The organism is Vreelandella sp. L-25 (assembly GCF_056857535.1).
On sequence record NZ_JBSXNH010000069.1, the window covers coordinates 1 to 25,926 of the forward strand.

At 58.1% G+C, this 25,926-nt stretch carries 19 protein-coding genes and 1 pseudogene; 5 read left to right on the plus strand and 15 right to left on the minus strand.

Annotated features, from left to right (window positions below; translation table 11 throughout):
• The 5 genes and pseudogenes from AC13CN_RS11180 to AC13CN_RS11200 form a co-directional block, all read right to left on the minus strand.
• Positions 1-138: urease accessory protein UreH domain-containing protein (locus AC13CN_RS11180; RefSeq protein WP_483052948.1), on the minus strand; the 138-nt coding region annotated here is incomplete at its 3' end.
• A 238-nt stretch (positions 139-376) separates the two neighbouring features.
• Positions 377-1,757: pseudogene (locus AC13CN_RS11185) on the minus strand (IS1380-like element ISPsp9 family transposase).
• Between the two features lie 19 nt (positions 1,758-1,776).
• Complete coding sequence (locus AC13CN_RS11190) at positions 1,777-2,268, minus strand: group II intron maturase-specific domain-containing protein (RefSeq protein ID WP_228219251.1); 492 nt, start codon at positions 2,266-2,268, stop codon at positions 1,777-1,779.
• Between the two features lie 78 nt (positions 2,269-2,346).
• Positions 2,347-2,997 carry a 3'-5' exonuclease family protein gene (locus AC13CN_RS11195; RefSeq protein WP_058577151.1) on the minus strand — a complete coding sequence of 217 codons (651 nt, stop codon included), beginning with the start codon at positions 2,995-2,997 and terminating at the stop codon, positions 2,347-2,349.
• Between the two features lie 5 nt (positions 2,998-3,002).
• On the minus strand, positions 3,003-4,820 hold the full coding sequence (locus AC13CN_RS11200) for a putative nucleotidyltransferase substrate binding domain-containing protein (protein ID WP_253557185.1): 1,818 nt from the start codon (positions 4,818-4,820) through the stop codon (positions 3,003-3,005).
• Positions 4,821-5,427: 607 nt separating this feature from the next.
• Here AC13CN_RS11200 and AC13CN_RS11205 point away from each other — a divergent pair.
• The 4 genes from AC13CN_RS11205 (at position 5,428) to AC13CN_RS11220 (ending at position 12,167) form a co-directional block, all read left to right on the plus strand.
• A complete protein-coding gene (locus AC13CN_RS11205) occupies positions 5,428-5,688 on the plus strand; it encodes a DUF4212 domain-containing protein (RefSeq protein ID WP_044628717.1) in 261 nt (86 codons plus the stop codon).
• 6 nt (positions 5,689-5,694) lie between these two features.
• On the plus strand, positions 5,695-7,476 hold the full coding sequence (locus tag AC13CN_RS11210) for a sodium:solute symporter family protein (protein ID WP_089674989.1): 1,782 nt from the start codon (positions 5,695-5,697) through the stop codon (positions 7,474-7,476).
• A gap of 104 nt (positions 7,477-7,580) precedes the next feature.
• On the plus strand, positions 7,581-8,111 hold the full coding sequence (locus tag AC13CN_RS11215) for a hypothetical protein (RefSeq protein WP_062374854.1): 531 nt from the start codon (positions 7,581-7,583) through the stop codon (positions 8,109-8,111).
• A gap of 114 nt (positions 8,112-8,225) precedes the next feature.
• Positions 8,226-12,167: a hybrid sensor histidine kinase/response regulator gene (locus tag AC13CN_RS11220; RefSeq protein WP_253557187.1), complete on the plus strand. Its 3,942-nt coding sequence runs from the start codon at positions 8,226-8,228 to the stop codon at positions 12,165-12,167.
• A gap of 67 nt (positions 12,168-12,234) precedes the next feature.
• On the opposite strand, the gene AC13CN_RS11225 is transcribed toward AC13CN_RS11220, so the two are convergent.
• The 3 genes from AC13CN_RS11225 to AC13CN_RS11235 form a co-directional block, all read right to left on the minus strand.
• Positions 12,235-12,897, minus strand: coding sequence for a LuxR C-terminal-related transcriptional regulator (locus tag AC13CN_RS11225; protein WP_016916171.1), 663 nt, complete (start codon positions 12,895-12,897; stop codon positions 12,235-12,237).
• A gap of 270 nt (positions 12,898-13,167) precedes the next feature.
• Positions 13,168-15,117 carry an acetate--CoA ligase gene (gene acs, locus AC13CN_RS11230; protein ID WP_089674993.1) on the minus strand — a complete coding sequence of 650 codons (1,950 nt, stop codon included), beginning with the start codon at positions 15,115-15,117 and terminating at the stop codon, positions 13,168-13,170.
• A 169-nt stretch (positions 15,118-15,286) separates the two neighbouring features.
• Complete coding sequence (locus AC13CN_RS11235) at positions 15,287-15,793, minus strand: SprT family zinc-dependent metalloprotease (RefSeq protein ID WP_228168337.1); 507 nt, start codon at positions 15,791-15,793, stop codon at positions 15,287-15,289.
• A 129-nt stretch (positions 15,794-15,922) separates the two neighbouring features.
• Here AC13CN_RS11235 and AC13CN_RS11240 point away from each other — a divergent pair, with 129 nt between their 5' ends.
• Positions 15,923-16,597 carry a YecA/YgfB family protein gene (locus tag AC13CN_RS11240; RefSeq protein WP_253557189.1) on the plus strand — a complete coding sequence of 225 codons (675 nt, stop codon included), beginning with the start codon at positions 15,923-15,925 and terminating at the stop codon, positions 16,595-16,597.
• Between the two features lie 3 nt (positions 16,598-16,600).
• On the opposite strand, the gene AC13CN_RS11245 is transcribed toward AC13CN_RS11240, so the two are convergent.
• From AC13CN_RS11245 to ampD, 7 genes are all read right to left on the minus strand, one after another.
• Complete coding sequence (locus tag AC13CN_RS11245) at positions 16,601-17,722, minus strand: phospholipase D-like domain-containing protein (RefSeq protein WP_062362234.1); 1,122 nt, start codon at positions 17,720-17,722, stop codon at positions 16,601-16,603.
• 37 nt (positions 17,723-17,759) lie between these two features.
• A complete protein-coding gene (locus AC13CN_RS11250; protein WP_044628725.1) occupies positions 17,760-18,470 on the minus strand; it encodes a class I SAM-dependent methyltransferase in 711 nt (236 codons plus the stop codon).
• On the minus strand, positions 18,467-19,168 hold the full coding sequence (tsaB, locus tag AC13CN_RS11255) for a tRNA (adenosine(37)-N6)-threonylcarbamoyltransferase complex dimerization subunit type 1 TsaB (RefSeq protein ID WP_044628726.1): 702 nt from the start codon (positions 19,166-19,168) through the stop codon (positions 18,467-18,469). Before tsaB ends, AC13CN_RS11250 begins: the two co-directional genes overlap by 4 nt.
• Before the next feature lie 112 nt (positions 19,169-19,280).
• Positions 19,281-19,934 carry an adenylate kinase gene (adk, locus tag AC13CN_RS11260; protein WP_062362226.1) on the minus strand — a complete coding sequence of 218 codons (654 nt, stop codon included), beginning with the start codon at positions 19,932-19,934 and terminating at the stop codon, positions 19,281-19,283.
• A gap of 264 nt (positions 19,935-20,198) precedes the next feature.
• The gene (gene aceF, locus AC13CN_RS11265; RefSeq protein WP_253557190.1) at positions 20,199-22,211 is read right to left on the minus strand and encodes a pyruvate dehydrogenase complex dihydrolipoyllysine-residue acetyltransferase; all 2,013 of its coding nucleotides are present in this window, start codon (positions 22,209-22,211) and stop codon (positions 20,199-20,201) included.
• A 58-nt stretch (positions 22,212-22,269) separates the two neighbouring features.
• The gene (gene aceE, locus AC13CN_RS11270) at positions 22,270-24,942 is read right to left on the minus strand and encodes a pyruvate dehydrogenase (acetyl-transferring), homodimeric type (RefSeq protein WP_062374850.1); all 2,673 of its coding nucleotides are present in this window, start codon (positions 24,940-24,942) and stop codon (positions 22,270-22,272) included.
• A 400-nt stretch (positions 24,943-25,342) separates the two neighbouring features.
• Positions 25,343-25,924: a 1,6-anhydro-N-acetylmuramyl-L-alanine amidase AmpD gene (gene ampD, locus AC13CN_RS11275; protein ID WP_062374848.1), complete on the minus strand. Its 582-nt coding sequence runs from the start codon at positions 25,922-25,924 to the stop codon at positions 25,343-25,345.
• Positions 25,925-25,926: the final 2 nt, after the last annotated feature.

Consider the following 25,926-nt stretch of genomic DNA (forward strand, 5'->3'; position numbering starts at 1 on the left):
CTGTCGCATGCTGGGGGGCACAGCAAAGGTCAGGGCACTCATGATGCCGCCACACATGCCGATACAGTGCGCGCCTCCCAGCAAGCCGAAGACGAAGGCCGCCGCCAGCGGCGGCAGGCTCATGTCGGCGGGATTCATTTAAGCCCGCCTTATTCACGAGGGCGCTGATTGAGCGGTCTGAAGGTACTGGCTGTTGGCATTGCTTATCAGGATTCGCATCTTCAGCGCGAGTGGCTGTTGAGTAATGCCAGAACGCAGCCCTTTTCCTACTTACTTATAGCTCTTTGGAATCAATGGCGGCCGTCCAAGCAGCCGTGATCGCCGACCGCCGCTCCGGTCGCTCGCTTTCTGATGCTGTGGTGGTCTCGCAGGAGCGTCAGCTCAGTGCGGTCAGCTTCGGCAGCCCCTTAAGCAAGGTCGGCCACCACTTGTCGGCGGCGGCACCCAGATGAACGGTGATTCGCCGAGCGTGCAGCCTCAGCGTGGCGGCGACCTTCAGCACCTGCTCGCGCATCCGGCTGAGGCTCCAGCCTTGCCGGGTCTGCCGCTCCAGCAGGCAGCGCAGGCCATGCAGGACCTGGTAGGCGTAGAGGCTGAGCAGCAGGCTCACCTCGTTGCGGGCCATCACGTCCTGAACGGTGGAGGCGCCGCGCTCGGTCGACGAGAGGTGCACGTCGAGCGCCGACTTCACTTCGCCCATGTGCGCCTCGGCGCTGCCGCGCTTGCGATAGAGTGCTAGGACCTTCTCTGGCGGCCAGTCGAACTTGCCGAGGTTGGTGACCAGGAAGAAGGCATGCAGCAGCAGGTCATCGGGGCGTTCCTGCACCACCAGCACCACGCGACGCGGTGCCGACCAAGAGCCCGCTTGATACTCCAGATCGTGGCACCACTCGCGAGGCTGCTCGGGTGGCCGGCCGGGTGGCCGCTTCAGGAGCGGTGCTGCCAGCTTCTGTAGACCGGTGTGACTGCGCAACCGGCCCAGGTATTCGATCTCCCGATCCTCCAGGGCCTCCAGCGTCGCGTTATCGGTAAAACCGGCGTCGATGCGCACACGAACCTGTGCCCCGGTGCTCTCGTTGAGTCGTCGTACCAGATGCGGGATCCAGGTGTCGGCGTTCTCGGCCGGGCCGGCGTTGCCCTCGCGCAGCAGCCCACCCACCATGTCGCCGGTCTCGGCCAGCGAGGCGACCAGCGGCGAGTAGATGCGGGCACCGTAAAGTCCGTGAAATGCGGACCCGCCTTGGTGGCCGTGGACTTCGATCGGCAGGCCGTCGATGTCCAGCGTCAGCTGCTTGGGACGCTCGCCGTTCTGCAGCGAGGTCAGGCGCCAGACCACCAGCCGCAGCAGGCCTTCGTGCACGGCATCGATATTGTCGTTACGACCGAGGCAGCTCAGCAGCCGCGACAGCGTGGCTTGCGACGGCCGGTCCTGGGCCAGGGGCGTTGTCCCGCGCGCATCGCTGCAGGCCCAGCTGCCAGAGCGGATCACGGCGCAGCGTGTCGGTATCGCTGAGGTCGATCCAGCCCATCGCACGCTGCAGCACCAGGGTACGCAACTGGCTGGCCAGCGAATGAAGGATGCGCAGCGGGTGGCGTCGATCGACCAGATTGTCTTCCAGCGCCTCAATCACGCCGCTGTTGTCGAGGGCCTCACGCAACAGCAGAGCGCCGCTGTCGCTGGTAGTGCGCTGGCCGCTCAGCTCAACACGGACAGAGCCGTTGCATGAGGGCGTCCAGGTGGATAGGCTTTCACCCATAGCGGATGGCTCTCTTGGTTCAGATTCTTGCCGGAACGTTCTGATTTCTCAAGAGAATACCATCCGCTATCTTCGTTTTCAGGTCGGCCTCATGAATAAGGCGGGTTAATACATGATGGACTCCCGACAGACTGTTGTGCCACCAGCGACGACTCAACGCCGCCACCGATTGTGCTACCCTCGGCGTAGCGCCAAGACGCATCAGCTCACGATAAATCGTCTTACCTCGACGCCATTGCTTAAGGTGCAAAGCTCTTAACCGTCGTCGTATCCACCCGTCCAGCGACCGCCAGATACGAGGTGTTTGCGACAGCTTAAAGTAGCCTTGCCAGCCTAAAAGGTAGCGTCGTAGATAGGCGACGACCTGTGAGATACTGCGTCCGCCATTTCGGCGTGTCAGTTGCCTAATCCGCTGTTTAAATGTCCCCAACGCTTTTGCTGATATACCACGTCGGACATCTCCACCCTTAGCTTCCCATAGGGCGTAGCCCAGGAACTTGCGACCAAACACGCTGGTGACCGCACTTTTGGACTCATTGATCGTCAAGCGCAGCTTACTGTAACAGCGACGCTCTACCCAATACAAACCCTAGGCAGTTAACGCTATCTCGCGCTGAAGACGCAGATACAGCAACGCGCTGGCGGTGGCTTCGCTGACCACGCTGGGCCAGGTTAATGGGGGCAGTTTCCATCGGGTAAGCGCATCACCAAGGCAGCTGCTGGCTTCGATATGAGGATGCAGCCGCCGTAGCTGACGCCCGTGCAGCTTGGCAATATCCACCTGCGCGTTAGGCAGCCCGAATCCCAGCACGTTTCGAAACAGCCCATTAAGCGGCTCAATGGTGTTCTCTAATTGCCACCCGACTAGCGGCCGATTGCCAATAAACTCCGCCAGCTCACTCAGACACTCAGCATCGGGAGAACGGGGCGAGTGCGTGGCATGCAACTGATGATGGCGTCGCAGAGTAGCAGGCGCCAGCGCCGATGATGCGACTAAGGTGGCCACCCACGTACGGCTGGTGTGCACTTGGCGCGGGCTTAGCACCACCGCCGCCACACTCATTACAGCGGGCTGAACGGCGCTTACCTGGCACGCCATGGCCACGGCCTCTTCCCCCATATAAGGCTGAAACAGCCAGGCATAGGGCGAGTCCGCCCAGCGACGGCGGTCGCTCTCACGCTGAAGCAGAGTGCGCAGTGAACCGCTGAACAGGGTCATATGTCGATCTAACAAGCGCATTCCGCTCACGAATACTCCAAATGGTAACGATGGGAAAGACGCTGCTTAAAGTCTTTCACGATGCGTAGGGCTTCACGCAACAAGTCCCGTTCTAGCGAAGAGAGTTCCTGAACGACCACTCGATTGGTGCGTTTAGGGTTGACGTTATCCAACTCCTGAAGCTGCTGACGAAGGCGTAGCTCGGTAAACAGCGCCAGCGCCTCGCCTAGATCATCAGCAAAGCGGCGGTCAAGCCGCCCATCGGCGGCCAAGGCATCTAAGCGGTCCAAGGTAGAGGTCGCATTAATGCGCCGCTCAAGGGCCATCGTACGCACACCGTGGACTATCGGAAAAATACCGCCTTTTTTGATATCAATACCGTGCTGGGGCTTTTTCAGCGAGCCAAATAGCGTCAGCGGCGTCGAGAAGCGCAGTGCCGCCCGGGCAAAGTAAGAGAGCAGCAGTTCATCGTGGGAGCAGCGCTCAAACAGCGCTTCACGCACCTGATCCAGTAGCGCCGGATTACCCGCCACGCAGTGGGAGTCCAATAGAATCGCTAGTTTCATCAGGCTATCGCCATCTCGGGCATTGACCCACTTAGTGATATTGTTTTTCCACTGGGAAACCGTACCTACCCACTCTGGGTTAGACACCATGATATTGCCGGGGCAAGGTGGATAGCCTAGCTGGATTAGCGTTTCCGTTAGAGTGTTCATCTCCTCAGCCACTGTGGGCCACTGGCAATCATCAGCTAAGATCAACCCGTTATCTTGATCGGTTTTGAGGATCTGCTCGCCGCGTCCTTCGCTGCCCATCACCATTAAGCAGCTTTGGGTGTGGTACTGCTCAGGCACTGTGAAGCTCCACGCTTTGCTCATAATGCGCCCGTTCAGCGCCGCCAACAGATCCATGGCAAAACGCAGCTTTACGCCCTGCGCCATCAGCGCATTCACTAATTCCGGCGTACGCTGGCTAGCCGCCGCCAGCGCTTCCAGACTGCTAGCCTGCTCCACCTGCAGGCTGACCACGTAGCTACGGCTAGAGAAGAAGCTCAACACGTCCATTAGCTCAACGACGCCTTTAACACTCTCCCCTTCCATTACCACCACCCGCGCCACTTTATGGCGGGTCATTAAAATCAGCGCTTCAAACAGGTACTGCTCGGGAGCTACCGTGACCAAGGAGACGTTGGCCAGCGCTTCAACCGGTGTTGCCTGGGTGCAGTTACCCAATACCAACCCATTGAGCAGATCGGTTTTGGTCACCATGCCCAGGGCGCCTGCAGTAGCGACCAGTAGACTGTCCGCATGACTATCATGTAGCTGTCGAACAGCGTCATGAATACTCTTTGAGGCATCAATGAGCAGCGGCTCGCGCATACACTCATTCACTTTGGCCAGCATAAAGCCCGCCATGGTGACGCCGCCTTCAGCGCGTTTTTCGGTGAGCAGGCGCGCTTTGTGTGAGAGCGACTGCTTAAAGAACTGCTCAAACGGTGGATAGTGACGGCACAGTTGAGTAAACAGCGCTTTAGGCATCACATAGCACAGGCACTCTTGTTCAGCTTGGAAGCGGTAGCGGCTTTTGCCGTTGAGAATACTGATGGCGCCAAACAAATCGCCTGCGGTGTAGTGGCCAATGCGCGCACTAGCAGCAGGCAGGGTGGGATCAAGCTCGGCGACTTCTCCTTTATGTATCAAAAAAACCGACTCACCCGGCTGGCCCATCTCCAGAATAATTTCATCGCGGTCAAAGTAGGCAAGATCCATCCCGCGACGAACATGATCGCGCCCCGCCTCATCCATCAGCGTAAACGGTAGCTGGGAGAGATCCATTTCTACCATGGGCGACCTCGCTTAAGGGCAGGGGTTGGGAAGTAAAACGAACGGTTTGACTACTTTTCAACTCATTCACTTATTATACTTTAAGCTATAGCGCTAACGTCTTAACGACGTTCGTTTAGCGACTAAAGTAGTGTCTTTTTTAAACTCTCTTAAAACGATTAAACATCACTCATTAAGGTAGCAAACATTACTTTTAACCGAGCCATAGACCATTGTCCTATCACCGGCCACGCGGCGTTTAAAGAGCGCTGAAAGGCCATCAAAAATAATGCTTTATATTCATACAGACCATTTTCATCGCATCACTAAAAGCACCTGATACCAAAGTCTGGGATTTATTTTTTGCGATTATTGCCCAGTATTATCAACGAGTCATACAGGGTAATCGCACGACACCTATCTAACGCACTTCAAGCCGCTGACGATAACTTGCCGATCACCCAATAACGACACAAGACGGCTTAACAATAAGAAGGTGACGTGCCTGGCAACGCTGTCTTACCGCCCAACACCCAGCGCGGTTTTCTATGCGGGGTCGCCCTGATGAACCAAACGCTATCTTGAGTTCACTTTCCAACCCTAAAAATCACAACTGGAGAGCAACACAATGGCAGACGATAAATCCAATGCTGCTGAATACTGGAAGGCCAACGTCCGGCTAATCTTCGGATGCCTCATGGTTTGGGCATTTGTCTCCTATGGATGCGCCATCCTATTCCGTCCGCTACTCGCGGGCATTCCCGTTGGCGGAACGGACCTGGGCTTCTGGTTTGCTCAGCAAGGCTCCATTCTTACCTTCATCGTGCTGATCTTCTTCTACGCCTGGAGAATGAACGCGCTCGACAAAAAATACGGCCTGGGGGAGTAAGCCAGCATGAGCCAGTTTGCAATTAACTTACTGTTTGTTGGCGCCTCGTTTGCGCTCTATATCGGGATTGCGATATGGGCGCGAGCGGGCTCCACCAAAGACTTCTATGTCGCCGGTGGCGGCGTACACCCGATTACCAACGGCATGGCGACAGCAGCCGACTGGATGTCGGCGGCATCATTTATCTCTATGGCGGGCTTGCTCGCTTCTGGCGGCTACGCTAACTCCACCTTCCTGATGGGCTGGACCGGGGGCTACGTTATCCTGGCGATGCTACTTGCCCCTTACCTGCGTAAGTTCGGCAAGTTCACCGTTCCAGATTTCATCGGCGACCGCTTCTACAGTAACACCGCGCGTTTAGTGGCGATTGTGTGTTTGATCGTAGCCTCGGTGACCTACGTTATCGGCCAGATGACCGGTGCAGGCGTTGCGTTCTCCCGCTTCCTAGAAGTGAGCAACACCTGGGGTATCTGGATCGCCGCGTTTATCGTCTTCCTTTACGCTGTTTTCGGCGGTATGAAAGGCATCACGTATACGCAGGTTGCTCAGTACGTGGTACTGATCATCGCCTACACTATCCCGGCGGTGTTTATCGCCATGCAGCTTACCGGCAACCCAATCCCGATGTTCGGCATGTTCAGCACACATACAGAGTCCGGCATTCCGTTACTCACGAAGCTTGACGATGTGGTCAATGCACTGGGTTTCCAAGACTACACCGCAGACGTTGATAACAAGCTGAACATGGTGTTGTTCACTCTATCGCTGATGGTCGGTACTGCCGGTCTGCCCCACGTTATTATCCGCTTCTTTACTGTACCGAAAGTAGCCGATGCACGTTGGTCAGCGGGCTGGGCACTTGTCTTCATCGCACTGCTGTATTTAACCGCTCCTGCGGTTGGCTCAATGGCACGTCTCAACCTGGCTACAACCGTCTATCCAGATATGGCTGGGCAGGTGGAAAACTATGAAGAAGCCACTCTTAACCCCATCCTCTATGAAGATCGCCCTGACTGGTTCCGCACCTGGGAAGAGACTGGCCTGATTACCCATACTGACCTGAACAACGATGGTCGTATCCAGATGTACAACAATGCGGCTGATTTTTCTGATCGCGGCTGGGAAGGTAACGAGCTAGAAGTAAACAACGACATCCTAGTATTGGCGAACCCTGAAATTGCCAATCTCCCAAGCTGGGTAGTGGGCTTGATCGCAGCGGGCGGTATCGCAGCGGCACTCTCTACGGCAGCGGGTCTGCTCTTGGCAATCTCGTCAGCGATCAGTCATGACTTGATCAAAACCATGATCAACCCGAAAATCTCCGAAAAAGGCGAAATGCTGGCGGCGCGTATCTCCATGGCCGGTGCGATCCTGCTAGCAACTTACTTGGGCCTTAACCCACCTGGGTTTGCCGCTCAAACGGTAGCACTTGCCTTCGGTATTGCCGGTGCCTCGCTGTTCCCTGCGCTAATGATGGGTATCTTCTCTAAGCGCATGAACAACAAAGGCGCAATTGCCGGTATGCTGGCAGGTCTGATCTGCACCCTGCTCTACATCTTCACCTACCTGGGCTGGTTCTTTATTCCGGGCACCAACATGCTGGCCAATACGCCGGATAACTGGATACTGGGCATTTCACCGCTCTCGTTTGGTGCTGTAGGCGCGCTGATCAACTTCGCTGTGGCCTTCGTTGTCTCTAACGCCACCGATGCGCCGCCGCAAGAAATTCAGGACCTGGTGGAAAGCGTACGCTATCCGAAAGGTGCTGGTGCAGCGGTTGATCACTAAGTCATAATCGTTCCACCTTATTGCGCCGTCGGCCAATAGCGAACGGAACCACCTTCCATCGGGCTTCCTTAGGGAAGCCCGATGGCTTTTCAGAAGGAAATAGTATGATTTGGCACTTAGTGGCCGCTGTGTTTGCAGGCCTTGCCGCGGCAGGTATCGGCCTATTGCTTCGAACAATCAGCCGTAAGCGGCTACCCAAATGGATCGTGCCGGTGTTTGGTGGGCTGGGCATGCTGGGTTATCAGGTTCAATTTGAGTATGACTGGTTCGAGCATAAGCAGCTGCAGCTGCCGGAAACGGCCCAAGTGATTTCCAGCGACACGTCCAGCAACATGTGGCGACCCTGGACGTTTATTTTCCCGATCACCACCACTTTTAGTGTGGTGGATAGCGAGAATGTACGCGCCCAAACCGTCGATGGCGATCTGGTGGCCGAGTTTATTCTTTACCAGTTTGAGCGCCGCCATACGGACCTGATCACCACGCAGCCCTACATCCTCAACTGCTCAAGCCGAGAGCTGATTCCGCTAAACCCAGAGACCGGGGACGCGGATCTCAATGAGCTACGCACACTCCGCGACACCTCACCGCTGCTGACCACCGTTTGCCAACTGGCCAACGAACGGCAGACGTAGCGCCTCCCCTTCGCCTAGAATGGAGCCCTTTGCTGGGCGAAGGTCGATTTAGACGTACCGCTCAGAAGCGCTATTTAAAGGTACTGTTAAAGGTACGATTGGTGAGGAGACACTATGTTTCATGGCGGGCTGCTGGTCGCGGTGTCACTGCTCTATATTGCAGTGCTGTTTGGTATTGCCTGGTTTGGCGACCGGCGTGCACGCACTCACGGCGCTAGCCGGCGCCGCCCGATTATTTATAGCCTAGCGCTCGCTATCTACTGTACGTCATGGACCTTCTACGGCGCGGTGGGTCAAGCTGCCACCGCGGGCTGGTCATTTGCCAGTATCTTTGTCGGGCCTATTCTGACGTTTTTGCTCTTCTGGCCTGTGCTGGCGAAGATGATCCGCGTTGCTAAGCACCAAAACGTCACCTCCATTGCCGACTTCATCGCCTCCCGTTACGGTAAAACCCAATCGCTGGCCGCCTTTGCTAGTCTGGTCGCCCTTGTCGGCACCCTGCCCTACATCGCGCTACAGCTAAAAGCGGTCTCCACCACGTTCAGCGTGCTCACCGACGCTTCTGATGTTACTCATACGCCACTGTTTGGCGATACGGCCTTTTATGTGGCAGTGGTGATGGCCATTTTTGCCATTCTATTCGGCACGCGGCATACCGATGCCACTGAACACCATGAAGGTTTAATCCACGCCGTCGCGTTTGAGTCATTGGTCAAGCTGCTGGCCTTTGTCGTCCTCGGCGCTTTTGTTACCTGGGGCATGTTCGATGGCCTGGGTGAGCTGATGGGGCACGCAGAGAGTCAGCTTGAACTTCAGCGCCAGCTCGCTAATCAGGATTTTGGCCAGAGCTTCTGGGCGCAGACCCTGCTCGCCATGCTGGCAATCCTGTGTCTACCCCGCCAGTTTCATGTGGCGGTGGTCGAGAACATTCACCCTGACGACGCCACTAAAGCACGCTGGCTGTTTCCGCTTTACTTGCTGGCGATTGCCTTTTTCGTAGTTCCCCTGGCCGCCGCTGGTCTGCTGCTGTTTTCAGAAAGCGGTGTGGAGCCCGACACCTATGCGCTCGCCCTTTCCATGGCCTCCGGCCAGCAGTGGCTCACGCTGCTCACGTTTATCGGCGGATTCTCTGCCGCAACGGGCATGGTGATTGTGGCGGCGGTGGCGGTCTCCATCATGATCTCGAACGAAATTGTGATCCCGGCGCTCTTCAGGCTGCGCTGGTTCGACACCAAAGCCAGAGACTATGGCCGTTTGGTGCTGCGCGCTCGCCGCCTCACTATCGTGGCCGTGCTGGCCATGGCGTACGGCTTTTACCAACTGATTGGCGAGTTCACCTCGCTGGCCTCCATCGGCATGCTCTCGTTTGCAGCGGCGGCCCAGTTTGCTCCGGCGCTGATTGGCGGGCTGTACTGGAAGCGCGGCAACCGCTTAGGCGTCATTGTGGGCATGAACGTGGGCTTTGCTATTTGGGCGTATAGCCTGCTCATGCCCGCCATGATTAACGCTGGTGTACTGCCTCAAGCGTGGCTTGCCGGTGGCCCGCTGGGGCTTAACTGGCTGTCACCCACGGCGCTGTTTGGCCTGAACATGGGCGATGCCTTTACCCATGGCGTGATGCTTTCGCTAGGGGTCAATCTGTTCTGCTATATCTTTGTCTCACAGATCACCTCCCAGCGGGTAGTCGAACGCATTCAGGCGTCGCTGTTTGTGGATAGCGTCGAAACTCGCCAAACCTCCGTTAATCGCCCCTGGACAGGGGCCACAACGGTGGGCGATTTGAAAGTGCTGTGTGAGCGCTTCTTAGGCGCGGGCCAAGTCGACCGTGCCTTCGATGATTACGCACGCCGAGCGGGCAAGCCGCTGGACGATGGCACCCGCGCCTCCATCGACGTGATCCAATTCACCGAGCGGTTTCTCGCCTCTGTCTTGGGGGCATCGTCGGCGCGGATCGTGGTGAACTCTGCCCTTCAAGGGCGAGGCATCGGTATTTCCGATGTGATCTCCATCGTGGATGAGGCCTCCCAGGTGCTGGAGTTCAACCGTGCCCTGCTACAAGCCACCATCGAGAACATCAACCAAGGCATCAGTGTGGTCGACCAGAACCTGCGCCTAGTGGTGTGGAACCAGCGCTATTTAGAGCTGTTCCGCTTCCCCGACCACATCATTCGCGTCGGCGCACCGATGGATCGCATCTTCCGCTACAACGCCCACAACGGCGAGTACGGCCCTGGCGACCCGGAAGAGCACGTGCAACTGCTGCTGGATAACATTCGCGATGGCCAACCCCACCGCTACGTACGCTACCGCCAGGACGGCAGCGTGCTGGAAGTACAGGGCAACCCGATGCCCGGCGGCGGCTTTGTCTACACCTATCAGGATATTACCCAGCAAAAGCGTATCGAAGAGGCGCTGATCCGCTCAGAAAACAATATCCGCATCTATACCGATAACGTCCCGGCGCTCATTGCCTACTTCGATAAAGAGAGCCGCTATCTCTTTACCAACCGCGCCTACGAGCAGGCGTTCAACATCGACCGCAACGCGGTGATTGGGCGGCGCTACGAAGACGTGCTGCCGGTGAAACAGGCCGAAGAACGGGTGCCCTGGGTACAGCGCACCCTGGCCGGTGAGCGGGTCAGTTTTGAAGTCTCCATGCAGGTCAACGACGCCATGCGCTATATGCTGGTGACCTACACCCCGCACTTTGGTGACAGCCAGTCGATTTTGGGTTTCTTCGCGCTGTATCAAGATATTACCGAGCGCCGCCAAGCAGAAATTGCCCTCAAAGAGACCAACGAAACCCTGGAAGAGCGGGTGCGCGAGCGTACCCAGGCGCTCTCCGAAGCCAACGCTGCTCTACGCCAAGAGAACCGCGTGCGTGCCGAAGCGGAGCAGGCATTGCGCCAGGCCAAACAGCTCGCTGAAGACGCCAACGCTTCGAAAACCCGCTTCTTGGCCGCCGCCAGCCACGACCTGCTGCAGCCTTTGAACGCCGCGCGGCTGTTCACCTCGGCGCTAATGCAGAACGTCACCGCCAGCGACACCCAGCGCACCATTGGCCATATCGATAACTCTCTTCAGGCCGCCGAAGAGCTTCTCGGCACATTGCTGGATATCTCCAAGCTGGATGCCGGTGCGCTGACGCCACGGCGCAGCCACTTTGCCCTGGCCGATATTTTCCGCCCACTACGCGCTGAGTTTGAGGTGATGGCCGATGATCGCGGCTTGGATCTTGACGTTGTGCCCACTCAGCAGTGGGTGGATTCCGACCCGCAGATGCTGCGCCGGATCGTGCAGAACTTCCTCTCCAACGCGATTCGCTACACTCAAGAGGGGCGCGTGCTGCTTGGCTGCCGCCGCCAAGGAGGGCGACTGCTGATCGAAGTATGGGACAGCGGGCCAGGGATTCCCGAATCCAAATTGACGGAGATATTTCAAGAGTTCCGACGCCTCGATCAGGTTTCCCGTCATAAAGAGAGTGAAAAAGGCCTGGGGCTGGGACTCTCCATCGCTGATCGCATGAGCCGAGTGCTCGACCACCCTATCAAAGTGCGCTCCTGGGAAGGCGTTGGCACTGTGTTCTCGGTTAGCGTCCCCATCGTTGCGGCCCGAGAAATAACCGTCGCCGATCAGGAGCCCAGCGGCCGTCGTAGCGGTAATAAGCTGGCGGGCACACGGATTGTGTGTATCGACAACGAAACACTGATTCTAGAAGGCATGACTGCGATGCTCAGCGGCTGGGGCTGCGAAGTGTTTACCGCCACCAGCATCGGTGGGGCAAAGTCGATTCTACGCAATATGGACGGTGATCCTGACGCCATCCTGGCAGATTATCACCTGGATAACGAGATCACCGGCCTGATGGCGCTAGAAGCACTTAGTGAGCGCTTTGCAGGGGCCGTTCCCGGCATTGTCATCACCGCCGACCGTACCGAAGCCGTCGCAGAAGAGATCAAGCGGGCAGGCTACCAGCTCCTGCTCAAGCCGGTGAAACCAGCCGCCCTACGCGCACTGCTCACTCGTACTCTCCAGGCCAGCCGCGCCAAACCCTAATACTAAAAAACAGCAGCGCCGCGCTTAGAAAAATCTAAGCGCGGCGCTGTTCACCTGCCGTTAGCCGTTACGACTCGACTTTCGGCGGCTCCACTTCCAGTTTCTGCGCGGCAATAACCGCCTGAGTGCGCGAGTGCACGCCCAGCTTGCGCAGAATGGCCGTCACATGGGCTTTAATAGTCGCTTCTGACACATTCAGCTCGTAGGCAATTTGCTTATTCAGCAGGCCTTCGGTCAGCATGTTCAGCACGCGAAACTGCTGGGGTGTTAGCGAGGCAATCGCCTCAGCAAAGCGCGACTCCTCTTCACTGGTCTCTTCCAGTACGTTGGCTAGTGCTTCCGGTAACCACACCTCACCCTGCAGAATCTCACCGACCGCTTCCGCGATCAGTTGCAGCGACGATGATTTAGGAATAAAACCAGAGGCACCGTAGTCGATAGCACGACGCACCACGTAGGGCTCATCGCTGCCGGATACGACGGCTACCGGAATATCCGGCATCTGCCCGCGCAGTTGGATGAGACCCGAAAAGCCGTGGGCACCAGGCATATGAAGATCCAGCAGAATTAAATCCGCATCGGGGTGTCGATTAACGACCTCAGTGGTGGCTTCCATGGTGTCGGCTTCGACAATCTCAGCCTGGGGGGCCAACTGGCGCAACGCCTGGGTGAGCGCTGCACGAAACAGCGGATGGTCGTCAGCGACGATAAACTTATGGGCTACTGCCATGGATATTCCTCCGGTTCCTCGAGCAGCGGGGTTGCCTGCCGCCGCGACGCTAGGCTCATACGGTTGAAGCATGGTACCCCATGGGCTTCATCATGCCCAAGCATCACATGCACAATTTGTTATTGGAACGTCATTCAAACAGAAACAGCGGTGCCGGCTCATGGCCGGCACCGCAACAGACTAACGCAGTTTTCCCTGATTCAATAAATCCAGGCGTGACGCTGGTCATTGAAAACAGCCCCCACAAGACGATTCATGGGGGTGCTTCCCTTACTGGTTGGCACGATGTTCGATCAGGTCATCGACCACCGACGGGTCTGCCAGCGTGCTGGTATCGCCCAGACCATCGCACTCGTTGGCGGCAATTTTGCGCAGAATGCGGCGCATAATTTTACCTGAACGCGTTTTCGGCAGCCCCGGCGCCCACTGGATAACATCCGGCGAGGCAATAGGGCCGATATCCTTACGCACCCACTGGGTCAACTCTTTCTTTAGCTCGTCCGTGGGGTCGATACCGTCGTTCAGGGTCACGTAGATGTAGATGCCCTGGCCTTTGATATCGTGGGGGAAGCCCACTACAGCCGCTTCGGCCACGGCAGAGTGCGCCACCAGCGACGACTCGATCTCGGCGGTGCCCATGCGGTGGCCGGAGACGTTCAGCACGTCGTCCACCCGGCCGGTGACCCAGTAGTAGCCATCCTCATCACGACGGCAGCCGTCGCCCGTGAAGTACATGCCGTCGTAGGTAGAGAAATAGGTCTGAACGAAGCGCTCATGATCGCCCCAAATAGAGCGCGCTTGCCCCGGCCAGGAGTCCAGAATCACCAGGTTGCCCTCGGTGGCTCCTTCGAGTTGGTGGCCTTCGTTATCGACCAGGGCAGGTTTGACGCCAAAGAAAGGCGTGGTCGCCGAGCCTGGTTTCAGGTCGGTGGCCCCTGGCAGCGGCGCAATCATGATGCCGCCGGTTTCTGTCTGCCACCAAGTATCCACAATCGGACACTTCTCGTTGCCGATCACGCGGTAGAACCACTCCCACGCTTCGGGGTTAATCGGCTCACCCACCGAGCCCAGTAAGCGCAGCGAATCACGCTTGCTGGAATCCATCACGTTGTCGCCATGAGCCATCAGCGCACGCACGGCTGTGGGCGCGGTGTAGAGGATATTGACCTGATGCTTATCGACGATTTCACCCATGCGGCCGTGGGTCGGATAGCTCGGCACGCCTTCAAACATCAGCGTAGTGGCACCGTTCGCCAGCGGGCCGTAAACGATATAGCTATGCCCGGTCACCCAGCCCACATCTGCCGTACACCAGTAGATTTCGCCCTCTTGATAGTCGAACACGTACTGATGCGTCATGGCGGCGTAGGTCAGGTAACCACCGGTAGTGTGCTTCAAGCCTTTCGGCGCGCCGGTGGAGCCTGAGGTGTAGAGAATGAACAGCGGATCTTCCGCATTCATCGCCTCAGCTGGGCACTCGCTGGACTGTTTGTCGACCAGCTCGTCAAACCAGATATCGCGGCCTTCCTGCCAGTCGATCTCACCGCCGGTACGCTTCACAACCAGCACGTTTTTGCACACATCGGTGCCGTCACGCTTGAGCGCAGAGTCGACGTTCTCTTTCAGCGGCACATGCTTGCCACCGCGAACCGACTCATCGGCAGTGATCACCAGTTTGGAATCTGCGCCGATGACCCGCTGGGCCACAGCGTCTGGCGAGAAGCCGCCAAATACCACCGAGTGCACCGCACCGATACGGGCGCAGGCCAACATGGCCATGGCCGCTTCGGGAATCATCGGCATATACAGCGTTACTGTATCGCCTTTCTGAACACCCAGCGATTTCAAGCCGTTTGCTAGCTGATTGGTGCGCTCGTAAAGTTCGCGATAACTAATATGTTTGGATTCGTTGGGGTTATCGCCTTCCCAAATAATCGCCGTTTGGTCGCCGCGCTTCTCTAGGTGGCGATCTAAGCAGTTCGCCGCGACGTTAAGTTCGCCGTCTTCAAACCAGCGGATATCGACGTTATCTCGGGCGAACGAGGTGTTTTTGATTTTGCTGGGGGTTTTAATCCAGTCGAGGCGTTTTGCTTGCTCGTCCCAGAAACCTTCTGGGTCGTCCATGGACTGCTGATACATTGCCGCATATTTATCTTTATCGGCCCATGCCTTGGCAGCGATGCTATCGCGCACTGGATAGACGTTTTTATGCTCGCTCATGAAATTGCCTTTGTCCGTGAAGTTGCACTCTCTAGAAAATGGTGTCGGCCTTATTATTGACTACACCGACGCGCGTAATCTTCACCTAGCATAAACCTGTCCTGAACGGCTTCCCTTTAGACATTGGTATTATCATTTTTTATTTTAAAAACAATGATTTAAAATAGCATCACAGGTTTTTAAATGCGCTGTAGACCAAGGTCTGATCACAATGGCGGCAACGATAACGACGCCCCTTTACCACTAAGGCATGACGTCTGGCGGTAAAATGATGGACCTGGCAGCCACACTCATACCGATAAGGACGCGGTTGGGAACGCTGAATATCAAAGCGGTGAGTCACCCGTGGCACCAAGCCAAACAGATTTCGCATCACCGACTGCCACTCGCGGCCGTGGGGCTTTAAGCGCGTGCCGTTGGCCAGATGAAAGACCAGCCAGTGGGCCATCTCGTGGGGAATCACTTCATCGAAGAAGGCCTGTCGATTGTCTTTCAACAGCACTGGGTTAAAGCGTAGTCCACCCCGCCCAAGATGCGCCTGCCCTGCTGAAGCACCTTTCAAATCAAACCATACCTTTGGGGCAGGCAGCGCTGGGTAGACTTCTCGGCAGCGTGCCAGGGCCTGCGCCACGCGCTCTTGAGCCGCCTGAAGCAGCGCGTCATGAGAACGCGACATGAGCTCATCGCGCGGCCAAGGGGGCAGTGGTGACGTCTTCATTAGTGATAAACTAGCCATTAGTAACGTTGCTCGATTGTGACGGATCGACAGCGGTTTTCAAAGATGACGTTGACCACGAGGCTCCCCATGGCAGAGCGCAATACCGTGACCGAAGCAAACTCGCCCGACAATGCCCCGCCTCAGCCGCTGCTTGATGATGAACAGCTCGACAGGCTGGATGATTTTCTCGATTCAGAGCAAGTGGGCGAAGATGCCCTCGATCTGATTTCAGCCCACGGCTTTCTAGTCGCCTTGGCGATTGCCCCTAGCGAGCAGCCCACCGAGCAGTGGCTAGAGGAGCTATTCCAAGGCGAACCCAACTACCGCGACGCCGCCGAGCGCGAAGAGATCATCCAGCTGCTGACGCTACTGCGCGACAACACCATGGCGGTACTGGAGCAAGGTGGCCTACCGGAGCTGCCCTTCGAGCTAACGCTGGATGGCCTGCCCGCCGAGGAAACCCCTATTGGCGACTGGTGTGCAGGCTTTATGGAGGGCGTATTCAGCGACGAGAGCGCCTGGTTCCAGGAAGACGAAGAGGCTGCGGCCACCCTGCTGCTGCCCTTCATGCTGCTCTCGGGTCTGTTTGACGACGAACCCGACATGGCCGAGATGGCCAGCGACCAGGCCAATCAGGAAGCGCTGGTGGCCCAGCTGCCCGAACTGGTGCTCGACCTGTACCTGCACTACCGCGTACCCCCCGAGACGCCCAAACCCAAGCCCCGCAAGAAAACCCCTGCCAAGGGCAAAAAGCGCAAGTAGCCGCTACTTGAGCCGCGTCACCAGGCCATCCAGCGCGCCATATACCCACTCCCGGGCGCGCTGCCACCAGGGCCGCGCGGCCCAGGCATGGGCATCCACCTCTTGGCTGGCGGCAAAGTTACGCTCGAAAAGCGCCTGCACTTCGCAGGCAAACGCCGAGTCCTCGATCTCCTGATTGGCCTCTAGGTTCCAGTGTAGGTTCCAGTGATCAAAGTTACAGGAGCCGAGGCTAACCCACTCATCGGCCAGGACGAACTTGGCGTGTATAAAAGTCGGCTGGAACTCGAAAATACGCACGCCCGCTCTCAGCAGCCCTTGATAAAAACGCTGACCCGCATAGCGCACGCCGGGGTGGTCGTGCTTGGCACCGGGCAGTAGCAGACGAACGTCGACGCCTCGCTGGGCGGCTCGAATCAGGCGACGACGCAGCGCAAATGTCGGCACAAAATAGGGCGTACATAACCACAGTCGTTGGCGAGACTGGTGGACCCGCGCGTAGAGTGAGTGCCGAATGGCCTGGTAGCGATAGCCACGCCCCGAGATGACCCTGCCCCTGACACCCTCTTCCTGCGGCTCGGCTACCCGCGCCTCCGGCAGTGCCAGACGCGGCCCTTGCGGGGACGCATAGCGGGTCAGCCGCGAACACCACAAGCGACGAAACAGCGCCTCCCAGTCGGCCACCACGGGCCCTTCGACCCGGGCGGCGATTTCGTACCAGGCCTCCAGGAATTCATCCACCGCGCCAAACCCGCCCGTGAAGGCTACCTCGCCATCCACCACCACGATCTTACGGTGGTCACGGCTCAGGTTGCGTGCCAGCGAGTGGAAGCCAATCGGGTTGAACAGCTGCAAGGCCACGCCCGCTGCCTGCAAACGTTCACGGTCGCTTCGCTCCAACCCCATGGCGCCATAGCCATCTAGCAATAGATAGGTTTTCACCCCTCGCCGCGTTGCGGCTGCTAACGCGTCAATGACTTGGTTTGCGAGCTCGCCGGACTCCATCAAATAGAGCTCCACCAGCACGTAGTGCTGCGCCTGACTCACCGCCTCAAACATCGCCGGTAAAAAGCGCGATGCTTCCGGCAGCAGAATCACACGATTTCCTTCTCGCCACTCGTGCTGCATAGAGACTCCTTCTCTTGCTACGCTGCTTCATCCACGCTCAGCGGCTGAGTGAACGATGAACGTACAGATCGTAGCGGCTCGTTTTACCTTCCAGCGTGTGCTGCGGCGCAGGCCCGGCAATGGGCGGTGCTTTACGTGGTCGCTTCACCACCACACGGTGCGTTGCCACCTCCAGCGCCGCTGCTAATAAGCGCGGGGCATCGTCATCATCCCCGGCCAGCTCACGAAACACGCGCATCTCTTTTTTCACCAGCGCGGACTTTTCGCGATGGGGGAACATGGGGTCCAGATGAATGACCTGAGGCGCAAACTCAGCATCAGCGATGAGAGCTGCCAACTGTTCCGCGGCGTCGCCATGGCGAAGTGCCATTCGCCCGGCAATCAATGCCGTTTCATCTGCGCTAGCGGCACGTTCAAGGCCATCTTGCAGCAGCGCCGCAATGGCTTCGACCCGCTCAATCATTAGCACCTGCGCGCCTAGGCTTGCCAACACAAAGGCGTCGCGGCCAAGGCCTGCTGTGGCATCAACCACGCTCGGCGTGATGCCCTTGGTAAGCCCGCAGGCTTTGGCCACCAATTGCCCACGGCCGCCGCCGAACTGACGGCGGTGCGCGGCCTTGCCCGAGACAAAATCAACGCTGAGCGGCTTGCCGTACTGGCGCTCATCCCCCGCTAAGGCAAGCTGACCATTCACATACCCCAGGGTTAGCCCTGGCGGCAGGGCCACCTGTGGCACCGGCTGGCTCATGCCGGTTTTTTCCAGGCAACATTATTGCGCAAGTACACCGGCTGCGCTTCATGGGCCGCCCGGCCTAAGCCTGCGTCCAAGTCGCGCGCGGCCAGCCAGGCCATCTCCTCTGCGCGCGGTTCTAAGTCCGTGAGATGTTGCGACATACTGGCCTGCACGCCGACAGCAAACTCATCCCACAGGCTAAAGCCCGAGCCTACGCCCACCCAATCGGTCTCGTCGGCCGGCAAGCAGAATGCACTGGGCGCGATGACGACCTCGTCACTTTGTAAGCTTAGGGTATCGTTCAAGCAGTGCCAGGTGGCCGCATACACTTCGCCCATGCGCGCATCCAACGCGGTGACTACATGGCGAAAGTGATAACGCCGATGCGCTTGTAGCGCGAGCGCCTCCAAGGTCGAAATGCCGAGCAGCGGGCAGTCCAAGCCAAACGCCAGGCCTTGGGCAGCACCGGCCGCAATGCGCAGGCCGGTAAACGAACCGGGGCCACGCCCGAACGCAATGGCGTTCAGCGCTTGTGGGGCAATGCCCGCATCAGCGAGCAGCTCATCCACCATCGGCATCAAGCGCTTGGTGTGCGCGCGTGGCGTCATTTCATAGCGCGCCAAACAGTCACGCTGACCGCTTGCTTGGCGGAGCAAAGCCGCAGAACAGGCGCTGGAGGAGGCATCCAGTGCCAGAAGGTATAACGACGACATAGCGGTGTTGCACTCCGTAAAAATAGGCCTCTAGTATACCGTCACACGCCTGAAACGACGATGGCCCGCAGGAAGCCTGCGGGCCATCGTGACACGTGACGCTGCGGCGCGCTTAGCTCAGCGCTTCTTTCACCTGGCGCGTGATGTCCGCCACGCTGCCCACGCCTTCGACGCGGTGATACTGCGGCGCGGCGGCCGGGTCCTCTTTCGCCCACTGTTTGTAGTATTCCACCAGCGGCGCGGTTTGGTCGTGGTAGACCGACAGACGATTGCGTACCGTAGACTCTTGATCGTCTTCACGCTGAATCAGCGCTTCGCCGGTCACATCGTCTTTGCCCGGCTCTTTGGGCGGATTGTGCTCAACGTGATACACGCGACCAGAGGCCGGGTGTACGCGGCGACCTGCCAAACGGCTGACGATCTCTTCATCCGGCACGGCGATTTCCAGTACGTGATCGAGTTTCACACCGCCCTCCTTCATGGCATCTGCCTGAGGAATGGTGCGCGGGAAGCCGTCAAACAGGAACCCATTCTCACAGTCGGGCTGGCTAATACGCTCTTTGACCAGGTCGATGATGATGTCATCCGACACCAGACCACCGCTGTTCATAATCTCTTTAACCTTCAGGCCCAGCTCAGTGCCGTCCTTGATAGCGGCGCGCAGCATATCCCCGGTGGAAATTTGGGGAATCTTGAACTGCTCACAAATAAACTGAGCCTGAGTCCCCTTCCCTGCGCCGGGGGCACCCAACAGGATTAAACGCATGGCACTGCTCCTTGAATGATCGTCTTGAATGGTAGTGATAGATGAAATCAATGAACCGACAATAACCGTGCCGTTCAGGCGACACAACTCCCCAAAAGCCTGAGAGCACGATTATTTTGTGTTTTTTTGAGCAAAAACAGCAAAGTGGCCAGCGTTAGTACTTTGGTCACCCTGTTTGCGCCAAGCCACCGTTTACACGGCTAAGCCGTTTAAACACAAGCGGCGCCCGAAAGGGCGCCGCTTGTGGCTTGCTCGTATGATCGCTTACAGCAGCAAGCGACGGATATCGGTGAGCACGTCCGCCAGGAAGGCGGTGAATCGCGCTGCATCCGCACCGTTGATCGCGCGGTGATCGTAGGAGAGTGACAGCGGCATCATCAAGCGCGGCTGGAAAGCACTGCCATCCCATACCGGCTTCATCTGCGCTTTCGATACACCCAAGATCGCGACCTCAGGGGCGTTGACGATCGGCGTGAAGGCCGTGCCACCAATCGAACCCAGGCTCGAAATGGTGAAGCAGCCACCGGTCATCTCTTCCCGCTTGAGCTTCTTGGTTTGCGCTTTCTTGCCCAGCTCCGCCATCTCCTTGGCAATCTCAATCAAGGACTTCTTATCGGCGTCGCGCAGCACGGGCACCATCAGACCGTCCGGCGTATCCACCGCGATACCGATATGGACGTACTTCTTCCATACCAGCGTATCGCCGTCGCCTTTCAAGCTGACGTTGAACTGCGGGAACTTGCGCAGTGCAAAGGCACACGCCTTGACCAGGAAGGGCAGCGGCGTGAGCTTGGCTCCCTGGGCTTCGGCTTCCGCCTTCATAGCTTTACGGAAGTTCTCAAGCTCGGTGATGTCGGCTTCATCGAACTGAGTCACATGGGGTACGTTGAGCCAGCTGCGGTGCAGGTTCGTTGCGCCCATCTTGAGCAGGCGACCCATCGGCTTCTCTTCCACTTCACCAAACTGGCTGAAGTCGACTTCCGGCACGGCGGGGATACCTGCACCACCGCTGGCAGCAGGAGCGGCTGCCTGGGCTTTGCCCTGGTTCGCAATGGCTTGCTTAACGTACGCTTGTACGTCCTCTTTCAGCACGCGGTCTTTCGGGCCGCTGGGCTTCACGAGGCCAAGGTCGACGCCTAGCTCACGGGCCAGCATGCGTACTGCGGGTCCTGCGTGAACCAGCTTGCCGTCACGCGGCTTATGCGCGGCCATTTGCGCTTCGGGGCTGGGAGAACCCGCCGGAGAAGTCTGCTTGGCGCTGGGTGCGCTCTGCGGCTTGCTATCCGCCTTTTCAGGAGCCGCTTTTTTGGGTGCGGCTTTCTTGGCACCCGCGACTTCCATATAGCCGATCACGTCACCTTCGGAGACCGTATCACCCTCTTTGACGGTGAGCTCCAGAATCTTGCCCTTGAAGGGGCTTGGCACGTCCATGGAGGCTTTGTCAGACTCCAGAGTGATCAGCGGGTCTTCGATGTCAACTTCATCGCCAGCGGCAACACCAATTTCGATAATCGGCACGTCAGAAGAGCCTGACAGATCCGGCACGCGAATCTCTTTGCGTTCGGGCTCGCCGCTGCCGCCCTCTTCTTCGGCCGCATCGTCTTCGGCGTCGGCAGATTGGTTAGCGGTGGCAGACTCGTCAGCCTGCTCAGGCGCGTCCGCGTCGTCGGTATCGTCACCTTCGCCCGCGATCTCCATCTGGCCAATCACGTCGCCTTCGGAAACGGTGTCGCCCTCTTTCACCGTTAGCGACACGATCTTACCGCTGTGCGGGCTAGGCACGTCCATGGAAGCCTTGTCAGACTCCAGGGTGATCAACGGGTCTTCAGCGTTGACGTCATCGCCTTCGCTCACGGCGACTTCGATGATCTCGACGTTATCGGAGCCGCCAAGGTCAGGCACCTTGATGTCGACGGTCTGCTTGCCACCGCTGGCTTTCTTCGGCGCAGGGGCCGCTTCTGGCTGCTTGGCGGGCGCGTCGGCTTCGGGCTGGCTGTCTTCTGCGGCGGCTTCTGGCTCGGCATCGCTCTCACCGCCACCTTCCACTTCCAGCTCAACGATATCGTCGCCTTCGGAGACTTTATCGCCCTCTTTCACCAACACTTTGACCACCTTGCCGCCTTTCGGGGCCGGTACATCCATGCTGGCTTTGTCGGATTCCAGAGTGATCAGGGTGTCTTCCGCTTCGATGACGTCGCCTTCTGACACCGCAATCTCGATGATTTCGACATCGGTATCCCCACCGATGTCGGGAACTTTGATGATTTCGCTACTCAAGGTCGCGCTCCTTCCAAATCGGATCGAGCCGGCGGACATCTGTCCGCCGGGCAGCGGTTTAGCTGGTCAGCGGGTTCGGCTTGTTGGCATCGATGCCATATTTCTTCAGCGCTTCGCCAACCTGCTTGCGATCAAGCTCACCACGGTCGGCCAGCGCACGCAGCGCAGCAACGGTGACGAAGTAGCGGTCTACTTCGAAGAAGTAGCGCAGCTTCTCGCGGGTATCAGAACGACCAAAGCCGTCGGTACCCAACACAGTGTAATCACTGGGCACCCAAGCACGTACTTGATCCGCGTAGAGCTTCATGTAGTCGGTAGACGCAATCACCGGACCATCACGACCTTCCAGGCACTTGGTAACGTGGGGCTTGTTGGCCTCGGCATCCGGGTTGAGGAACGCTTCACGCTCCAGCAGCAGCGCTTCACGACGCAGCTCGTTGAAGCTGGTCACGCTCCAGATGTCCGCCCCGATGCCCCAGTCGTTGGCCAGCAGCTCAGCGGCAGCTTCCACTTCACGCAGAATGGTGCCGGAACCCAGCAGCTGAACGCGCCCTTTGTCACCCTGGGTCTCTTTAAGCAGGTACATGCCCTTGACGATGTCGTCGGCCGGTACGTTCTCAAGCTCGGGGTGCTCGTAGTTCTCGTTCATCACGGTCAGGTAGTAGAAGCAGTTCTCTTGATCCGTGAACATGCGCTTCAGGCCGTCTTGCACGATAACCGCAACTTCATGGGCGTACGTCGGGTCGTAGCTGCGGCAGTTGGGGATGGTGGAGGCCTGAATCAGGCTGTGGCCATCCTGGTGCTGCAGGCCTTCACCGTTGAGCGTGGTACGCCCGGCGGTGCCGCCAACCATAAAGCCACGCGCCTGCAGGTCGCCTGCGGCCCATGCCAAATCACCAATACGCTGGAAGCCGAACATCGAGTAGTAGATGTAGAACGGCAGCAGGGTGACGTTGTTGTTGCTGTAGGAGGTCGCGGCGGCGATCCACGCCGACATCGCTCCTGCCTCTGTAATGCCTTCCTCGAGTACCTGACCTTTCTGGTCCTCGCGGTAGTACATGATCTGGCCTTTATCGACCGGCTCGTACTTCTGACCTTCGGCAGTGTAGATACCCAGCTGGCGGAACATGCCTTCCATACCGAAGGTACGGGCCTCATCGGGGACAATCGGCACGACCTGCTTGCCCAGCTGCTTGTCTTTCACCAGGCCATTCAGGATACGCACGAAGGCCATGGTGGTTGAGATTTCGCGGCCTTTGGAACCGCCCATCTGGGAGGCAAACGTCTTGTCTTCCAGGCTGGGGATTTCCAGCGCTTCGAAATCGCTGCGGCGGCTCGGCAGGTAGCCGTTGAGACGCTCGCGCTGCAGGTGCATGTACTTGAGCTCGGGAGAGTCCTCTTCCGGCTTGTAGTACGGCACGTCTTTGAGCTGCTCGTCGGTGAGCGGAATGCCGAAGCGGTCGCGGAATTTCTTCAGCGCTTCGTACTCCATGCTCTTGACCTGGTGGGCTTCGTTGGCGGCTTCGCCATCGCCGCTGCCCATGCCGTACCCTTTGACGGTGTGCGCCAGGATGACCGTGGGCTTGCCGTTGGTGGTGTTGACCGCTTCGTGGTAAGCCGCGTAGACCTTGAACGGGTCGTGGCCACCCCGGTTGAGCTTCCAGATATCCTCGTCGGAGAGGTCTTTGACCATCGCTTCGGTTTCTGGGTACTTACCAAAGAAGTGCTCACGGGTGTAAGCACCGCCGTTCGCCTTGTAGTTCTGGTACTCGCCGTCGACCGCCTCGTCCATGCGCTTCTGAAGGATGCCTTTCTTATCCTTCTCGAACAGCGGATCCCAGAGACGACCCCAAACGACCTTGATCACGTTCCAACCGGCACCGCGGAAGACGCCTTCGAACTCGTCCATAACGCGGGAGTTGCCGCGTACTGGGCCGTCCAGGCGCTGCAGGTTACAGTTGATCACGAAGATCAGGTTATCGAGGTTCTCACGGCCCGCCAGGGAGATCGCGCCTAGGGATTCCGGCTCGTCACACTCGCCATCGCCCATGAAGCACCAGATCTTGCGGTCGTGCATGTCTTTCAGCTCACGGTGATGCAGGTACTTCATCACGTGGGCTTGGTAGATAGCCTGAATCGGGCCAAGCCCCATGGAGACCGTGGGGAACTGCCAGTAGTCCGGCATCAGCCACGGGTGCGGGTAGGAAGAGAGGCCATCGCCGTCGACTTCACGACGGAACTTGTCCATCTGCTCTTCGGTCAGGCGGCCTTCCAGGAAGGAGCGCGCATAGATACCCGGTGCCACGTGGCCCTGAATGTAAATCAGGTCGCCTTCAAAGTCGCCTTTGGGGGCGCGGAAGAAGTGGTTGAAGCCCACGTCGTACAGCGTGGCGGACGACATGAAGCTTGCAATGTGGCCCCCCAGGCCCGGGTTGGCCCGGTTGTTACGAATCACCTGGGCAATCGCGTTGTAGCGAATCAGGGAACGAATGCGACGCTCCATGAACAGGTCGCCCGGCATGGGCGCTTCGCGATGAACCGGGATCGTATTACGGTGGGGGGTTGTCACCGAGAAGGGCACCTTCATCCCGTCCCGGCGCAGGCGATCCGCCAGGCGGGTCATCAGGTAGCGGGCACGATCCTCGCCCTCACGATCCAGTACCGATTCCAGGGATTCCAGCCACTCCGTGGTTTCGACCGGATCGAGATCTTCTCTTGTCTCCAGACTCATAGAGGTCTCTCCGAATGACGATAAATGACAATGAGCCCCGCCAACCCTTCGGGCCTGGGGCGGCTGCAGTGTTTGGCCACCACAGGCCTGTGAATAGCCGACGCGATGCATCGAGCAGGGGATTTTCACCCTACATTCAATGAGCTACGCTTTCATGAATGTAGTTAAGCTACAGGTATTTGGTAAAAATTAGCCTTTTGTATATGCGAAGATACCGCAAAGTCGCCACGCTGCCAATTCCGGCACGCCGCAAAAAGCCATCGAAAACAAACTATTGCACTGCAACATAAGCGCTTTATAAGACCTTTGTCGCTGCGACTAACACCTTCTGAATGTAGTTAAACTACCGTTTTATTACCTGCCTCAAGAACCACTTAACGCTACTTTTTAACCCACGCTTTTATCGTTTAAAGGCCGCCTGTGACAATCGCTGGCGGAAATACGCCCAATCGAAGGCGGGCCCTGGATCGGTTTTACGCAGCGGCGCTACTTTGGCATGGCTGGTGATTCGCTGTGGCGTCAAAGCCGGGTAGCGAGCCATCAGCCACCCCACCGCGTCGACGAGGGAAGTGTACTGCGCTTGGGTAAAGGGAGTGTCATCATCGCCCTCAAGTTCGATGCCCACAGAAAAATCGTTGAGCCTGGATCGCCATACGCCCAGCGCAGGGTCCCACCAGCAGGAGCGACCGGCATGCCAGGCACGCTGGTCGGTATCGACGAACTGAACGCACTCGCCGTCGCGACGGATCAACAGATGGGCCGATACCCGCAGGTGGGCGATCTCGGCAAAGAAAGGGTGTCCGTCCGGGGGCAGTCGATTGGTGAATAGCGCCTCGATGGCATCGCCCGAGAACTGCCCTGGCGGCAGGCTAATGGCGTGCAAGAGCAGCAGCGATACCTCGCCGTGAGGGCGTGCATCCTGGTTAGGCGACGCTACCTGCCGTGCCCTGGACCACTGCCCTGCCCTGTTTTCTTGGTTCATGA

What these genes read in the sequence shown, in the direction of transcription:
- adk (WP_062362226.1), bottom strand. Translation starts at nt 19,934, where the DNA reads ATGCGTTTAATCCTGTTGGGTGCCCCCGGCGCAGGGAAGGGGACTCAG.
- AC13CN_RS11250 (WP_044628725.1), bottom strand. Translation starts at nt 18,470, where the DNA reads ATGAGCCAGCCGGTGCCACAGGTGGCCCTGCCGCCAGGGCTAACCCTG.
- AC13CN_RS11245 (WP_062362234.1), bottom strand. Translation starts at nt 17,722, where the DNA reads ATGCAGCACGAGTGGCGAGAAGGAAATCGTGTGATTCTGCTGCCGGAA.
- acs (WP_089674993.1), bottom strand. Translation starts at nt 15,117, where the DNA reads ATGAGCGAGCATAAAAACGTCTATCCAGTGCGCGATAGCATCGCTGCC.
- AC13CN_RS11220 (WP_253557187.1), top strand. Translation starts at nt 8,226, where the DNA reads ATGTTTCATGGCGGGCTGCTGGTCGCGGTGTCACTGCTCTATATTGCA.
- AC13CN_RS11195 (WP_058577151.1), bottom strand. Translation starts at nt 2,997, where the DNA reads ATGCGCTTGTTAGATCGACATATGACCCTGTTCAGCGGTTCACTGCGC.
- AC13CN_RS11235 (WP_228168337.1), bottom strand. Translation starts at nt 15,793, where the DNA reads ATGTCGCGTTCTCATGACGCGCTGCTTCAGGCGGCTCAAGAGCGCGTG.
- AC13CN_RS11225 (WP_016916171.1), bottom strand. Translation starts at nt 12,897, where the DNA reads ATGGCAGTAGCCCATAAGTTTATCGTCGCTGACGACCATCCGCTGTTT.
- AC13CN_RS11200 (WP_253557185.1), bottom strand. Translation starts at nt 4,820, where the DNA reads ATGGTAGAAATGGATCTCTCCCAGCTACCGTTTACGCTGATGGATGAG.
- aceE (WP_062374850.1), bottom strand. Translation starts at nt 24,942, where the DNA reads ATGAGTCTGGAGACAAGAGAAGATCTCGATCCGGTCGAAACCACGGAG.
- AC13CN_RS11240 (WP_253557189.1), top strand. Translation starts at nt 15,923, where the DNA reads ATGGCAGAGCGCAATACCGTGACCGAAGCAAACTCGCCCGACAATGCC.
- tsaB (WP_044628726.1), bottom strand. Translation starts at nt 19,168, where the DNA reads ATGTCGTCGTTATACCTTCTGGCACTGGATGCCTCCTCCAGCGCCTGT.
- AC13CN_RS11205 (WP_044628717.1), top strand. Translation starts at nt 5,428, where the DNA reads ATGGCAGACGATAAATCCAATGCTGCTGAATACTGGAAGGCCAACGTC.
- ampD (WP_062374848.1), bottom strand. Translation starts at nt 25,924, where the DNA reads ATGAACCAAGAAAACAGGGCAGGGCAGTGGTCCAGGGCACGGCAGGTA.
- AC13CN_RS11210 (WP_089674989.1), top strand. Translation starts at nt 5,695, where the DNA reads ATGAGCCAGTTTGCAATTAACTTACTGTTTGTTGGCGCCTCGTTTGCG.
- AC13CN_RS11215 (WP_062374854.1), top strand. Translation starts at nt 7,581, where the DNA reads ATGATTTGGCACTTAGTGGCCGCTGTGTTTGCAGGCCTTGCCGCGGCA.